The 13,333-nt window shown below is 61.1% G+C and carries 11 protein-coding genes; 5 read left to right on the top strand and 6 right to left on the bottom strand.

Features of this window, described 5'->3' with window-relative positions; translation table 11 throughout:
- The first annotated feature begins 54 nt into the window (after positions 1-54).
- Positions 55-1,461 (top strand): sugar porter family MFS transporter, encoded by a 1,407-nt coding sequence (locus ABDK74_RS08410; RefSeq protein ID WP_408874507.1) that lies wholly within the window; start codon positions 55-57, stop codon positions 1,459-1,461.
- Between the two features lie 23 nt (positions 1,462-1,484).
- Here ABDK74_RS08410 and ABDK74_RS08405 read toward each other — a convergent pair whose 3' ends face one another.
- The 4 genes from ABDK74_RS08405 to ABDK74_RS08390 form a co-directional block, all read right to left on the bottom strand.
- On the bottom strand, positions 1,485-2,810 hold the full coding sequence (locus ABDK74_RS08405; RefSeq protein WP_346003458.1) for a UDP-glucose/GDP-mannose dehydrogenase family protein: 1,326 nt from the start codon (positions 2,808-2,810) through the stop codon (positions 1,485-1,487).
- A gap of 78 nt (positions 2,811-2,888) precedes the next feature.
- Positions 2,889-4,808 (bottom strand): AsmA-like C-terminal region-containing protein, encoded by a 1,920-nt coding sequence (locus tag ABDK74_RS08400; protein WP_346003457.1) that lies wholly within the window; start codon positions 4,806-4,808, stop codon positions 2,889-2,891.
- 162 nt (positions 4,809-4,970) lie between these two features.
- Positions 4,971-5,504: a GlcG/HbpS family heme-binding protein gene (locus ABDK74_RS08395; RefSeq protein WP_408874506.1), complete on the bottom strand. Its 534-nt coding sequence runs from the start codon at positions 5,502-5,504 to the stop codon at positions 4,971-4,973.
- A gap of 140 nt (positions 5,505-5,644) precedes the next feature.
- Positions 5,645-7,336, bottom strand: coding sequence for an OprO/OprP family phosphate-selective porin (locus ABDK74_RS08390; RefSeq protein ID WP_194254016.1), 1,692 nt, complete (start codon positions 7,334-7,336; stop codon positions 5,645-5,647).
- Positions 7,337-7,667: 331 nt separating this feature from the next.
- Between ABDK74_RS08390 and pstS the strand changes: the two genes are divergently transcribed.
- Positions 7,668-8,696, top strand: a complete 1,029-nt coding sequence (pstS, locus tag ABDK74_RS08385) for a phosphate ABC transporter substrate-binding protein PstS (protein ID WP_194254015.1) — start codon at positions 7,668-7,670, stop codon at positions 8,694-8,696.
- Between the two features lie 147 nt (positions 8,697-8,843).
- On the top strand, positions 8,844-10,091 hold the full coding sequence (locus tag ABDK74_RS08380) for a multidrug effflux MFS transporter (RefSeq protein ID WP_346003455.1): 1,248 nt from the start codon (positions 8,844-8,846) through the stop codon (positions 10,089-10,091).
- A gap of 54 nt (positions 10,092-10,145) precedes the next feature.
- Here the strand turns inward: ABDK74_RS08380 and ABDK74_RS08375 are convergent, their stop codons facing one another.
- Positions 10,146-10,283: a hypothetical protein gene (locus ABDK74_RS08375; RefSeq protein WP_156474507.1), complete on the bottom strand. Its 138-nt coding sequence runs from the start codon at positions 10,281-10,283 to the stop codon at positions 10,146-10,148.
- A gap of 283 nt (positions 10,284-10,566) precedes the next feature.
- Positions 10,567-11,064 (bottom strand): DUF2721 domain-containing protein, encoded by a 498-nt coding sequence (locus tag ABDK74_RS08370; RefSeq protein ID WP_346003454.1) that lies wholly within the window; start codon positions 11,062-11,064, stop codon positions 10,567-10,569.
- 170 nt (positions 11,065-11,234) lie between these two features.
- Between ABDK74_RS08370 and ABDK74_RS08365 the strand changes: the two genes are divergently transcribed.
- Entirely contained in the window at positions 11,235-12,092 is an 858-nt protein-coding gene (locus ABDK74_RS08365; protein ID WP_408874475.1) for a creatininase family protein, read from the top strand.
- The gene (locus ABDK74_RS08360; protein WP_346003453.1) at positions 12,089-13,309 is read left to right on the top strand and encodes a YncE family protein; all 1,221 of its coding nucleotides are present in this window, start codon (positions 12,089-12,091) and stop codon (positions 13,307-13,309) included. Before ABDK74_RS08365 ends, ABDK74_RS08360 begins: the two co-directional genes overlap by 4 nt.
- The last annotated feature ends 24 nt before the right edge of the window (positions 13,310-13,333 follow it).

Below are 13,333 nucleotides of genomic sequence, written 5' to 3'. Positions count from 1 at the left end.
AGGACGGATTGTTTACACAATAGTGGTCTGCGACTTCGCGGCGGAGGTTTTATGATGCAGGGCAGGAACGGGTCCATGAGGTTGAGCGGGAATGCTCTGACGAATTTCATTGCAACGATTTCGGCAACGGGCGGGCTGCTGTTCGGGTATGATACCGGCATCATTTCCTCCGCGCTGCTCCAGCTCCGCAACGACTTCCATCTGGATACGCTGGGTGCGGAAGTTGTGACGTCAGCCATCATTCTGGGTGCTCTGATCGGGTGTCTGGTGGCGGGCGGTATTTCTGACCGGCTCGGACGTCGGCGGACGGTGATGATTGCGGCGGCGCTGTTCCTTGTGGGAACGATCATCGTGGCCTCGGCACAAAGCGTGGCCGTTCTGATCCTTGCCCGTCTCATTCTGGGGCTGGCGATTGGCGGTGCGTCGCAGATCGTGCCGATTTATATTGCTGAAATCTCCCCTCCCGAGCGTCGGGGCCGGCTTGTCGTGGGCTTTCAGCTTGCGGTGGTGTCCGGCGTTACGATTTCTTTCATCACCGGCTACCTTCTGCGGGATTCTAGCTGGCGTATGATGTTCGGCATCGGGATGCTTCCTGCGTTGATCCTGTTTGTCGGTATGGCGTTTCTGCCCAACAGTCCGCGCTGGCTGGCTCTGAACGGCCAGACCGAAGAAGCCCGCATGGTTCTGCGTCGGGTGCGTGCGACCGATGAGATTGCGGATCGGGAACTGGACGGCATCCTCGAAAACCACGATGTGCAGGCGCCCTGGTCCGAACTGGCGAAGCCGTGGGTGCGGCCTGCGCTGACGGCCTCTGTGGGCATTGCGCTTCTGTGCCAGTTCACGGGCATCAATGCGGTCATGTATTACGCGCCGACTATTTTTGCCGATGCGGGTTTCGGACAGGATTCGGCGTTGCTGACATCCGTGGCCGTGGGTGTGGGCATGGTGTTTGCGACGGTGTTTGGCGGTTGGGCCGTTGATAACTGGGGACGGCGCACGCTGCTGCTGCGTCTGCTGCCGGGAGCTGTGGTGGCGCTGGTCGTTCTGGGGACGGCGTTTGCGATGCATCTGACGGGTGGTGTCGGAGCGTGGATCACGGTGGCTGCGGTGATGGCCTACACCATTTTCAATACGGGCAGTCTGTCGGTTGCGATCTGGCTGGTGGGTGCGGAAGTCTATCCGCTGTCGTGCCGCAGCAAGGGCATGAGCCTTGTGGCTGGTGGGCACTGGGGCGCGGATCTGGTGATTTCGCTGACGACGCTGTCTCTGGTGCAGGTTCTGGGAGCGGGATGGACGTTCTGGCTGTTTGCTGCCGTCAATGCCTTCGCGTTCTGGTTCGTGCTGCGCTATGTGCCCGAGACCAAGGGGCAGTCGCTTGAAGAACTGGAACGTCGTCTGAAGAACGGGACGTTTGCGCCGGTGGATCGCGCTGCGGCCCGGGCTGAAGCTCAGGCCCGCTAAGGCAGGTTCCTCAGGCCGTCCCTTCAGGGACGGCCGATGGACTGGTAATTGAATCCGGCCTCGCGCATGAGGTCGGGGCTCCAGATATTCCGCAGATCCGCGATGGCGTTGCCGCGCATTGCGTCACGCAGGCGGAGAGGGTCGAGGGCGCGGAACATGTTCCATTCCGTCAGGACGACCACGAGATCGGCGTCCTGCGCGGCTGACAGGGCGTCTTCGCAATAGCGCACGCCGTCCGGCAGGAGTGAGCGGGCGGCGTCCATGCCCTCGGGGTCGAAAACCTGAAGGGTTGCCCCCGCGTCGTGCAGGCGGGCGAGAATGGGCAGGGACGCTGCTTCGCGCATGTCGTCTGTATCGGGTTTGAAGGTCAGGCCGAGAATGCCGACCGTTTTGCCCTCAAGGGTTCCGCCCGCCTGTGTGATGATACGTTCGGCCATGCCGGTTTTGCGGGCTTCGTTGATCGCGACTGTGGCTTCCACCAGTTGTGTGGGCGCGCCGGCGTCCTGTGCGATGGCGGTCAGGGCGCGGGTGTCCTTGGGGAAGCAGGAGCCACCATAGCCCGGTCCGGGGCTGAGGAAGCGGCTGCCGATCCGCTGGTCGAGGCCCATGCCGCGGGCGATGTCATGAATGTTGCCCCCGACTTTTTCGCACAGATCGGCCATTTCGTTGATGAAAGTGACCTTCATCGCGAGGAAGGCGTTGGCAGCGTATTTGGTCAGTTCTGCCGTTTCCAGATCCGTCAGGACGATCGGGGCCTGAATGGCTGTGAGGGGGCGATAGAGCTGTTCGATCAGGCTCTGCGCGCGGTTGCCGCCATCCGGGCCGGAGCGGTCGATGCCGACGATGACCCGGTCCGGGCGCATGAAATCGTCGATCGCATTGCCTTCGCGCAGGAATTCGGGGTTTGAGGCCACGTCGAAGGTCAGGTCCGGGCGGGTCTGGCGCAGGATGCGGGCAACTTCGCGGCCTGTGCCGACGGGGACGGTCGATTTGGTGACGACCAGAAGTTCCGTCCGGGCGGCGCGGGCGATTTCTTCGGCGGCTGCATAGACATAGGTGAGATCGGCATGGCCGTCGCCGCGTCGGGTGGGGGTGCCGACCGCAATGAACACGGCATCGGCGTTTTCCATGGCCGCGCCGAGGTCGTCTCCGAAGGTCAGGCGGCCTGCGGCGACGTTGCTGCTGACGAGGGCGTCCAGTCCGGGTTCGTAGATGGGGATGCGCCCGTCATGGAGGGCTGCGAGCTTTTTCGATTCCCGTTCCACGATGGCGACGTCCGCTCCGAACTCGGCGAAGCAGGCGCCCGAAACGAGACCAACATATCCGCCACCGACCATTGCAATACGCATCTCTGGACCCTCTCTTTTACGGTCCGATGTGCATAGCCGGGGGCAGGATGGGGTGCAAATCGGCCTTGGTGTGTGGGCTTAACGCGTGGGGCGGGCGCAGGCGTTCGAGGCCGCGAAACCCTGAAGAGCGGGAGGCAGGTTTGTGACTGCGTTTGAATCCGCGAGCATGTTGCGTCCTGCCTTCGACCATTTGGCAAGGGAAAGGGTTGGAGCGTCGAAGGAGCCGCTGACGCGCACGGGAACGTCGAGCGCGAAGAAACTTGTGGAGAAGGGGCGGCTTGCAAAGACGAGATCAAGCCATTTGCGCGGAAGGTCGAAATTTGCCTTGGCCGTGATCGTGCCAGCGCCTGTCCGCAGACGGAGCGGGATGACGGTGCCGATGCCCTGATGCATCTGGAGGACGCCGAGCAGGCAGGTGATGGGGGTAGTGCCCTTGGCGTGTCGGAACAGCAGGCGCAGGTCCATCGAAGCCGCCTCGACAATTTCCTTTGCGATTTCACCTTTTTCCATGCTGACGGCGGCCGTCATGTCGGCCCGGCTCATGGCTTCGTTGAGGGTATGGACGTTTTTGGAATTGGCAGTGATGCGCAGGCTCAGACTCCCTTTGACCGGAACGGGGGCCAGACCGGCGACGCGACGCAGACGGTCAATATCGCCATGGGTCAGGGCGACATCGGCTGAGACGCGCGATGATTTTCCGTCCGCTTCGATCCGGCCATCGGCGCTGAGGGACGCGCCGATGTAGTCCAGACGCAGGAGCGGAACTTCGATCCGGTTGGGGGTCTGGGCAGCCTGGATTCTGAGGTTTGTGAAACTGAGTTTGTTGTAGAGGAGCTGGCGGGCGGTCAGGTTGAAATGGACCAGCGGGTCCGGATCGGGTGGAGTGATGAGCAGAAGGTCGGCGTGTAGGGTGGACGTGCCTTTTTTGCTGCCTTTCGAGCCCGAGGGGGCGAGAATTGGCATCAGGCCGTTGATGTCGAGGCGGTCGAAACCGGTCTTCGCTGTGACGTCATCGGGTTTGCCGTGGCTGCCTTCGATCAGGGTGAAGTCGCCGCTTTCCATTGTGCTTGTCTGGATGGTGCCGCGCGCCTTGGTGAAGTGCCAGTCATCGCCGGAATGGCTGAAATCGCCGGAGAGGCTGACGTTGACGGGGGCATGATCGCCCGTGATCCCGGCGACGCTGAACAATGTGTCGGATGTGGGGGTTGCGACGGTGGTGTGGCCTTCCACGCCTTCGAAATTCATTGGGTCCGTGAGGGTGCCTGTGAAGTCCGAAGTCATGTCGCCAGAGGTGACATGCGCGGTGGTGGCATAGGGGCGTTCAGGCGTTTTGCGCAGGTCGTTGATAGGCTCCATTTCGGCGGAAATACTGACGGGAGTGTCATTATAGGCGCCGGTCAGGGTCATGGTGAACGGGGTACTGTCGCTCGTTGACGCGAAGGCGACCTTTTCGAGTGTGGTTTTGTAAGAGGCGCCATTGGCCGAGCGATAGGTGACGTCGCTGTCGAGGATCGTGGCATTGCGCAGACCAGGTGCATTGCTCAGATCGGGCGGCGTGTCTGCTTTGGCCTGTTCTTCGGGGGTGAGGGGCGCGCGAGGTTCGTTCTGATGGGGCCCGAAACGCCAGTTGGGCAGATGGGCCGGGGTGCGCTCGAACAGGCCCGAGAATTTCGAAATAACGATATTTCGGGCTTCGGGCGGACCCCAGATCAGGGATGTCAGGCGGATCTGGGCGGTGAAACGGCCGAGCGTCATCATCTGCGGTCGGGTGCCGCTGGCGATATTGGCGACGGAGATGTCGTCGGCTTCAATGGTCAGCCATGTTCCCGGATGGACGTGCAGGGCGCCGATATGGACGGTGCGGCCGAGCTTTTTCTCCAATCGCGGCGTGGCGAAGGCGGCGAGGTCCCGATGATCGATCCAGATCCATCCCGCGCCGAACAGGGCCGAGAGGAGAACGGTGAGGGACAGGATGGAAACCAGAAACCAGCGCAGCAAGAGGCAAGTCTTTCAGGACGTATTCAGTGAGGCCGGACAATACCGGGAAGTTCTGTAAAGGGAAACTCTACGGTAAAAACCGAAGGATACAGAAAAGATCCCGGAAAATGCCGATGGAATAAAAAAGACCATTGTTTTTTGATTTCGGGATGGGCGGGGGTGTTACTGGAAGATGCTGCGGAATTTTTCGACGGCGTGCAGGGCGCAGGCTTCGTCCTTCTCGCCACCGGGTGCGCCGGAGACGCCCAGTCCGCCGAGAATGGCATGATCGGTTGCGCTGCGCAGGGTGACGCCGCCGGGGACGAACAGGACTTCGGGAATGGTGTTCAGGGCGCCGTTTGCGGGGCCGGTGACGCCTGCTGCGATCAGTTCGCTGGTCGTGTTTTTATGGAAAGCCAGACCGTAGGCATAGGCCGTGTAGGCTTTGCGATAGGAGACGGAGAGCGATTGCAGGGGGACCGTATCGCCTTTGACAACGGCCTGTTCATGGCCGGTTGTGTCCACGACGGTAGCGGTGACGGAATAGCCCTGTGCGGCGCAGAGGCGCACGGCTTCGGCGGCGAGGGCTGCGGCGGTTGCCCAGTCGAGTTTCTGACTGGTGACGATATGGGAGGGCGTTTGCGCGCGAGCGATGGGGTTCAGAAAGGCCGCGATGAGCGCTGCTGCGGACAGAACTGTTTTTGCGTTGGGGAGCATCAGCCGGTTCTCTCGTTGTGGAACGGGAAGCATGCTGTCTGCGGGGCGTGGGTCGCAATCGGGAATGCGGGAGTGCACGCAATGGTGTTGGGTAAAGGCCTCTCCCGAACCGGGGTCCGGGAGAGGGAAACAGGTCTGTTTTAGAACGCGGCCTGAATACGGGCTGCGACGGAGTTGCCCGTGCGACCGGCCGTGTTGGTGGCTTGGTTGCTGCGGGAGACGATGAAGTGGCTGTAGTCCACCTTGATGGCGAAATGACGGTTCGGGTACCAGTTCATGCCGCCGGTCCAGACGGTCTGCTGGCCGCCGCGGATGACGTTCTTGGCGTTCGCATCGTTGAGGCCGCTGTTGAGGTCGATGACGCTGTAATGGCCGACGACTTCAAGCGCGCCCCACTGGTTGAGGGCCGGATTGAATTCCTCGGAAGCCTTCACGCCCGGAGCACCGAATGCGCCTTCCTTGATGTTGTACATGCGCGGGTTGCCGAACAGGGTGTAGGCTGCGGAGCCGTACCAGCCCTGGAAGCCAGCGGATTTCAGGCCCGGACCCGAGCGTTGGACGCCAACGTGATAGTACTCGCCCTTGACGAGCAGGCGGCGCCAGCGCAGCCCGAGTTCCGGACCGGCGGCCCAGACTTCTGCGGCGTTGCTGATGGCGCCTGTTGCGGCGAGGTTGGCTTCGCCGATGTCAAACTCCGGACGCTGGCCGAAGGATGTGGAACGCGTGCAGTGGTTGGGGTCGGCACCCGTGTTGCAGGCCACCTTGAAGGCGGAAATCGCCGAGGCGCCGACATGCAGGTCCACGTCCTTGGTGACGATCGGACGGCCGGCGACGCGCAGGGTGGCGCCCGTCTGGCTGTCGACCGTCGTGCCGCTGCCGCCACCGTAATAGGTGGAGTTCATGTCAGACGCGTTGCGATGGCCCCATTCCTGGCCCGTGAAGTAACCGGCGATCCACCAGCGCTTCTCGTAATGCAGGCCGCCGACGCTGAAGCGGGCATCGCCTGCGGCGATGTTACGCACCATGTCGGTGATGCTCGGACGCTCGAGCGTGAAGAAGTCGTTGGAGCTTTCGGAATCTTCTTCCGTCACGCGCGGCTGGAAATAACCGACGGTCAGGATGGTGTTGTGAAGACCGGTGTAGTTCAGGTTGCCTTCATAGAGACCGACATAACCGTCGTTATGGTTGGCACCAAAGTCAGGCGTAACGGCTGCGACCCAGTTCTTGTAGCGGAACATGAACGGAATACGCAGGCGGCGCTGGTTGGTCGTGAAGCCGTTGAAGGCACCGCGTGCTTCGCCGGGGCGAGGGCCGGAATTGAAGAAGCCGCCGAAGTCTTCATGATAGGCGAGGCCGATCGAGAGGGCATAGGCACCGTCCGAGGACTGGATCGTCGGGCGGCCGTTCGGGAAGCCGACCTTGATGCCGCCGACGCTGACTTCTTCGTCCTGCGAGGTGGCGCGCTGGAAGTCGGCCCAGGAGGAGACGTCTGCGCGGTCTGATGGCGGACGGCCTTCATCAGCACCAGCCTTGGCAGGACGGACGCTGATAAACGGCTGTGCGGCTGTGCGCGGCTGTCCGATATAGCGGCCACGCTGGGCGTAGGGGTTATTTTCGGCTTCTTCCCGCTGGTGGGCCAGGACGGCGCGGGCGCGCTTCACTTCTTCAGCATGTTCTTTCTTCATGCTGGTGAGCTGGGCCTGCATGGCCTGGATCTGCCGTTCCATGATCTGCATCTGGTCGGCGGCCCGGGCGTGGCCACAAAGCGGGAGGAGGGAAACCAGGGTCGTTGTTGCCAAAAGACCCGTGGTCCGACGGAAAGAAAAAGCCATTGCTGCGGTGCGTCCTTCTGGGGAGGGCGTGTGTTCCGCAGTTCAGGTATCTGATTCGCATTTTGAAATAATGGGAAGGTTTCGTGACGGAGATATGACAGTTCCATGACGAAAGACGAGAAAAGCCCCGGAAAACAGGGAGTTCCAGATTTCATATGTCAGTTTTGTTGCGAAGGGGGCGCTGGCTGGGGGGCTGGGGCGGGAGGGGTGTGACATTTCGGCACTTGGGGGTGTTTGGAGGCTGTCATGAAACTATCACGCAGGTCCTACTGTTTCTGTCTTCGTCCCAGCGTTACTAAGGGGCAGTTTTCACGCCCCATAAGGGATTCCCATGATCAAGAGCAGAGCTCCGCTATTCGGTCTTCTCGTCGCCACGGCCCTTGGCACTGTTGCCATGACCCCGTTCGTGTCGTCGGCGCAGGCTGCGGACATCACTGGTGCAGGATCCAGCTTCGCCGCACCGATCTATGGTGCATGGGGCACGGCCGCCAAGAGCCAGGCCGGTATTTCCGTGAACTACCAGAGCGTGGGTTCCAGCGCCGGTCAGGATCAGGTTATCGCCCGGACGGTTGATTTCGGTGCGTCCGACAAGCCGATGAATGGTGAGCGTCTGGCCAAGGAAAAACTGTACCAGTTCCCGACCGTCATGAGCGGTATCGTGGTTGTGGCAAATGTGCCGGGTCTGGCTCCGGGCCAGCTCCGTCTCGATGGCCCGACGCTGGCTGCGCTGTATGACGGCGAGATCACGACTTGGGATGATGATCGCATCAAGGCCCTGAACCCGGGTCTGAAGCTGCCGGATACGGATGTGGCTCCGATCCACCGTGCCGATGGTTCGGGCACGAGCTTTGTCTTCACGTCCTATCTGTCGCAGGTTTCCCCCACCTGGAAGCAGAAGCTCGGTGCTGGCACGTCCATCGCCTGGCCGGGCGGTTCGGGTGCGCGTGGCAATGACGGTGTGGCCGCTCTGGTGCGTCAGACGGAAGGTGGTCTGGGTTACGTCGAGTACGCCTATGCCGCGCAGAACCACCTGAACATTGCCAAGATGAAGAACCACAGTGGTGCGTTCGTCGCGCCGACGCTGGCCAGCTTCACGGAAGCCGCCAAGGCTGCCGACTGGGTCCATGCCGATCATTATGCTGTGAACCTGCTGGACACGGATGGTGCGTCTTCCTGGCCGATAGTGACGGCGACATTCGTTCTGGTGCCGGTCGATGCGGTTCAGAAGGATGCCGGCAAGGCAGTTCGGGACTTCTTTACCTGGGGTTTCCAGCATGGCGATGCGGACAATGCCCGCCTCGACTATGTTGGTCTGCCGCAGAGCGTACGGACGGACATTCTGGCCAACTGGCCGAAGTAAGTCCTGCGTCTGTATCCGAAATGACGGGCCGGACCTGAATTCGGGGCTGGTCAGTCAGGATAAAAAGGCGTTGAGTATGGAACGGGCTTCTCCTGTGTGGGAGAAGCCCGTTTTCTGTTTTTTGCTCTGTTGAGTCGTGGTGCCTGCGTGTCCGTTACGTCACTTTCCGAACAGGCGTCCCCGCAAGGGATGAATGGCCTGACCCGTGTGCTGATCGGTGTGATCTTCATTCTGGGGCCTGTCTCGACGGACATGTATCTTCCGGCCTTTCCTGAACTGGAGCATGATCTGGGGCATGGGGCCGGTTCGGCGCAGCTCACGCTGACGGCGTGGCTGGCAGGACTGGCGATCGGACAGTTCACGCTGGGCCCGCTCTGCGACCGGTATGGGCGCAAGCTGCCGCTGCTGTTCGGGTTGGTAGTGTATGCGCTTGCCTCGGTCGGGTTGGCGTTGACGGCCAGTTTTCACATGTTCTGTGCGCTGCGCTTTGTAGCGGCTCTGGGCGGGGCGATCAGTTCCGTGGCACCCCGTGCGATGGTGCGCGATGTCGCGACCGGGTCGGCGGGTGTGAAGCTCATGTCCCAGCTGATGCTGATTTTCGGTCTGGGGCCTTTGCTGGCGCCGTCGATCGGGAGTTTTCTGCTGGACTGGGGAAGCTGGCGGCTGATTTTCTGGGCGAATGTGGTCTTTGGCGTTGTGATGTTCTTTTGCACGCTGTTTCTGCTGCCCGAGACATTGCCGATGGATCGACGTTTTGCACTGCCGGTCAGCGGGATGGTGGCGCGTTACCGGGATCTGCTGCGCGAGCCACTGTTCTGTTCTGCGGTGATGGTTGTGAGTTTTGCGACCTTCACGATGTTTGCCTATCTGTCGAATGCGCCTGCGCTGTTTGAGAATATCCTGCATTTCTCGCCGCATCTGTTCGCCATTTTCTTCGGGCTGAACGGGATTGGCTTCATCATCGGCTCACAGGTGAATGCGAAGCTGGCGAACCGCTTCCTGTTCACGCGGGTTATGGAGATCGCGATGCTGGCGGTTCTGCTGTTTTGCGGGCTGGCGGTAGTGGTGTGTCTGGGGGGATTTGCGGGGCCGCAGAATCCGTGGGTCCTTTGTGCGCTGATCTGGTGCACCACATTTTCGCTGGGCTTCATCGGGCCGAATGCGGGTATTCTGGCGCTGACGCATCACGGGCATCAGGCTGGCGCGGCTGCGGCGCTGATGGGGACGCTGAACTGGACGATTGCTGGTTTGGCGGGTGTAATGATGTCGTTTCTGCCGACGCACTGGGTTGGGTCGACATCGGTCGGAATGCTTGTTGGGATCAGTTTCTGCTGGCTGTGCGATCTGTGGCGCCGTCGGCTCGATCCGCAATCCTATCTGTCCGTCCGGCAGTAAGGGCCGGAGCGGGACGCCCGGCGCGAGGCCGGGCTTGTCCCGAGAAGACTGTGATCAGCTCTCGGAAACGCGGTCGGCAGCAACCGTGGCAATCATGAGGGCGCCGATCATCGGAACGAAGGCAACCATCGAGAACTGTGCGAGCAGGCTGGTGGGAAGGCCGATCAGGTGGATCAGGGTCATGGACGTCATCTGGAGAATCTCCGTGTGGTTCTGTGGGCCGTTTTGCGGCGTGCAGCGGGAGGAACTCCAGAATCGGTATACAAAGCAACAAATACAGATGCAGGGTCAGACCTGCATTTCCTGCATAAATGCTTTTTAAACTTTCGCCTTGTTTGTGAAAGGAGAGGCTTCTGTTGCGCAGAGGCGATTATTCCATCACAGGCAAAGTAAAGCCCGATAGGGAACAATGCCCATATTTCTTTCGGGAAACACTAATGTTTCCCGTGGGTTTGAAATAAAATTGCGCGGCAGCTTATTCCGCGTTGAGGCTCAGGTCGCTGTCGTGCCGCAGTCCGTGCCAGCTCAGGAGCGTGTCGGCGAGGAAGAACATGAGCGATCCGACGGTACAGACGAGAGCTATGCCAAAAAACGCCAGCAGCCATGCCGAAGTCGAAGCATCACGGATCGAGCCGACAAACAGCGCCATGGCCGCGCCACAGGTTGAGGCGCCGCCGATGGCGTTGAGGAGAATCGCGGCGTCCAGCACAAAGACGCGGCGGTGCAGGCGGGCCTGCTGGTTGCGCAGGCGGGCGGGCGTGTCGATAGGATCGACGGGGGTATCGTCCGTCTTTGGGGTGCCGAGTTTCTTGCGGACATCTTCAAGATGGTCCGTGACGCGGGCCAGACGTGTGTTGAAGACGTTGATGAGGGTGCCGATGCCGGACAGCATGAAAACGGGGGTGAGCGCGACCTGAATCAGGTGAGCTGCGCTGTCGACGGGATCGGGATCGTAGGAAATTGGAAAAGGCATGCTGTCTTATACTGCAGGATGCGTTTGCGAAAAGACCGGCTGTTCTGATCTGAAAGCGCGGCCGGGGAAAGGCGCTTCTGGAAAAGCAGCCTCTGGAAAAGCCCCTCTGGAAAAGAGAGGGGAAGATGGGGTAGGGAAGTGCAGCCATTGCCAGAGGTGTTCCGGCCCTGATGTTCAATCTGCTTCGCCTGTCCTGTCGTTCCGTCCTGTTCTGCGCGGGGATGGGGCTGTCTGCGGGCCTCGTACAGGCGCAGGATGTCAACGACGACACGGCGCATTGTAGTGGGTTGGCGCTTCAGGCCGAGTTTGCGTGCCGAAGCTGGACCGAGGTGGCGCAGGATGTGAAGGCGGGGACCGATACCGTCATTATCCCTGTCGGCGGGACCGAGCAGAGCGGGCCTTATATTGCGGTCGGCAAGCATAATGTGCGGGCGCAGGTTCTGGCGGACAGGATTGCGGTTCAGGCCAGACATACGCTTGTGGCGCCGGTCGTGGCGTATGTGCCGGAAGGCTCTACCAGCCCGCGGACGTCTCACATGAAGTTTCCGGGTACGATTTCCGTGCCGCCCGCCGTGTTCGAGGGCTTGCTCAAGGGGGCGGCGGAGAGTTTTCGCGTTCAGGGATTTAAGCGGATCGTGCTGCTGGGCGACCACGGAGGCTACCAGTCCTTCATGGCGCAGGTGGCGCAGGAGCTGAAGCGGGCCTGGAAAGGTCAGGCCGCCGTGCTTTATGTGCGGGATTATTATGAAGTTGTGCCCCATCAATATGCTGATGCCCTGCGTGCGCAGGGTTATGGTGCGGAAGTGGGGCTTCATGCGGAGCTGAGCGATACGTCGCTGATGCTGGCGGTCGATCCGTCGCTTGTGCGTCAGGAGGCGTTGCGCAAGGCTCCGAAACCGGGTGTGGCCGAGGGCGTCTATGGTGGCGATCCGCGGCGTGCATCGGCCGGACTCGGCCGGATTGGTACTGACATGCAGATCCGGGCTGCGGTTGCGGCAATCCAGTCTTTCCAAAGGAGCCATCCATGACATTCAAGACTCCTCTTCTGGTGGCGGTGACGCTGCTGGGAGTTGCCGCGGCTCATGCGCAGGAATATTCCCCGAGTGCGCCGATGGTGTCGGTTCCGGCCGATGCGTCCGCTGCGGTGGCGGCCCCCGTTGCGGCGTCCGGCATTCAGACGATTCCGGGCATGCCGCCGGTGATCGATCCGAAAAACATCTACAGCGAGACGACCCCGTCCCATATTTCGCCAGCGATCGCGCAGGACCCCGCGCGTGTCTATGTGCCGAACCTGCGTGGGGACAGTGTTTCCGTCATTGATCCGGTGTCGTTTCAGGTTGTGGACACGTTCCCGGTCGGACATTCGCCGCAGCATGTGGTGCCGTCATGGGACCTGCGCACGCTGTGGGTGACGAATAACAGCGAAGGCCGTCCGGACGGGTCGCTCACCCCGATCAATCCGGCGACGGCCAAGCCGGGTCCGTCCATTGCCGTGGATGATCCGTACAACATGTATTTCACGCCGGACGGGAAATACGCGATCACGGTCGCTGAGGCGCACAAGCGTCTGGACTTCCGCGATCCGCATACGATGGAACTGAAGGGTTCGGTCGAGACGCCGGAATGCAAGGGCGTCAATCACGCCGATTTCTCGATTGACGGCAAATACGCGATCTTCACCTGCGAGTTCGGCGGTTATGTCGCCAAGGTCGATACGGTGAACCTGAAGATGATCGGGATGCTGAAGCTGTCCAGAGGCGGGATGCCGCAGGATATTCTTACGGCACCGGACGGTCACAAGTTCTATGTCGCGGACATGATGGCGGACGGCGTGTTCGTTGTGGACGGGGATTCCTTCAAGGAAACCGGCTTCATTCCGACGGGTATCGGCACGCATGGTCTGTATCCGAGCCGTGATGGCAAGATGATGTATGTGGCCAATCGTGGATCACATCGCATTCATGGCCCGAAGCATGGGCCGGGTGGCGTATCGATCATTGACTTTGCGACGGACAAGGTCGTCAAGACCTGGATGATCCCCGGTGGCGGCAGCCCGGACATGGGCAATGTTAGCGCGGACGGCAAGCTGCTCTGGCTGTCAGGTCGGTTCGACGATGTGGTTTATGCGATCGACACCGATACGGGAGCGATGCGCAAGATCCCGGTCGGCGCGGAGCCACATGGCCTGACGGTCTGGCCCCAGCCGGGACGCTACAGCGTCGGGCATACGGGGATTTTGCGGTAAGGTCTGAAAAGGGGGAGCGGTCTG

Source organism: Gluconobacter sp. OJB (assembly GCF_039638275.1).
GTDB lineage: Bacteria > Pseudomonadota > Alphaproteobacteria > Acetobacterales > Acetobacteraceae > Gluconobacter > Gluconobacter cerevisiae.
Note: the sequence above shows the minus strand (reverse complement) of the source record. Positions and strands in the feature narration are given on the sequence as shown.

Coding starts and splice junctions, on each gene's coding strand:
- ABDK74_RS08410 (WP_408874507.1), top strand. CDS start 55: ATGCAGGGCAGGAACGGGTCCATGAGGTTGAGCGGGAATGCTCTGACG.
- ABDK74_RS08405 (WP_346003458.1), bottom strand. CDS start 2,810: ATGCGTATTGCAATGGTCGGTGGCGGATATGTTGGTCTCGTTTCGGGC.
- ABDK74_RS08395 (WP_408874506.1), bottom strand. CDS start 5,504: ATGCTCCCCAACGCAAAAACAGTTCTGTCCGCAGCAGCGCTCATCGCG.
- ABDK74_RS08390 (WP_194254016.1), bottom strand. CDS start 7,336: ATGGCTTTTTCTTTCCGTCGGACCACGGGTCTTTTGGCAACAACGACC.
- pstS (WP_194254015.1), top strand. CDS start 7,668: ATGATCAAGAGCAGAGCTCCGCTATTCGGTCTTCTCGTCGCCACGGCC.
- ABDK74_RS08375 (WP_156474507.1), bottom strand. CDS start 10,283: ATGACGTCCATGACCCTGATCCACCTGATCGGCCTTCCCACCAGCCTG.
- ABDK74_RS08370 (WP_346003454.1), bottom strand. CDS start 11,064: ATGCCTTTTCCAATTTCCTACGATCCCGATCCCGTCGACAGCGCAGCT.
- ABDK74_RS08365 (WP_408874475.1), top strand. CDS start 11,235: ATGTTCAATCTGCTTCGCCTGTCCTGTCGTTCCGTCCTGTTCTGCGCG.
- ABDK74_RS08360 (WP_346003453.1), top strand. CDS start 12,089: ATGACATTCAAGACTCCTCTTCTGGTGGCGGTGACGCTGCTGGGAGTT.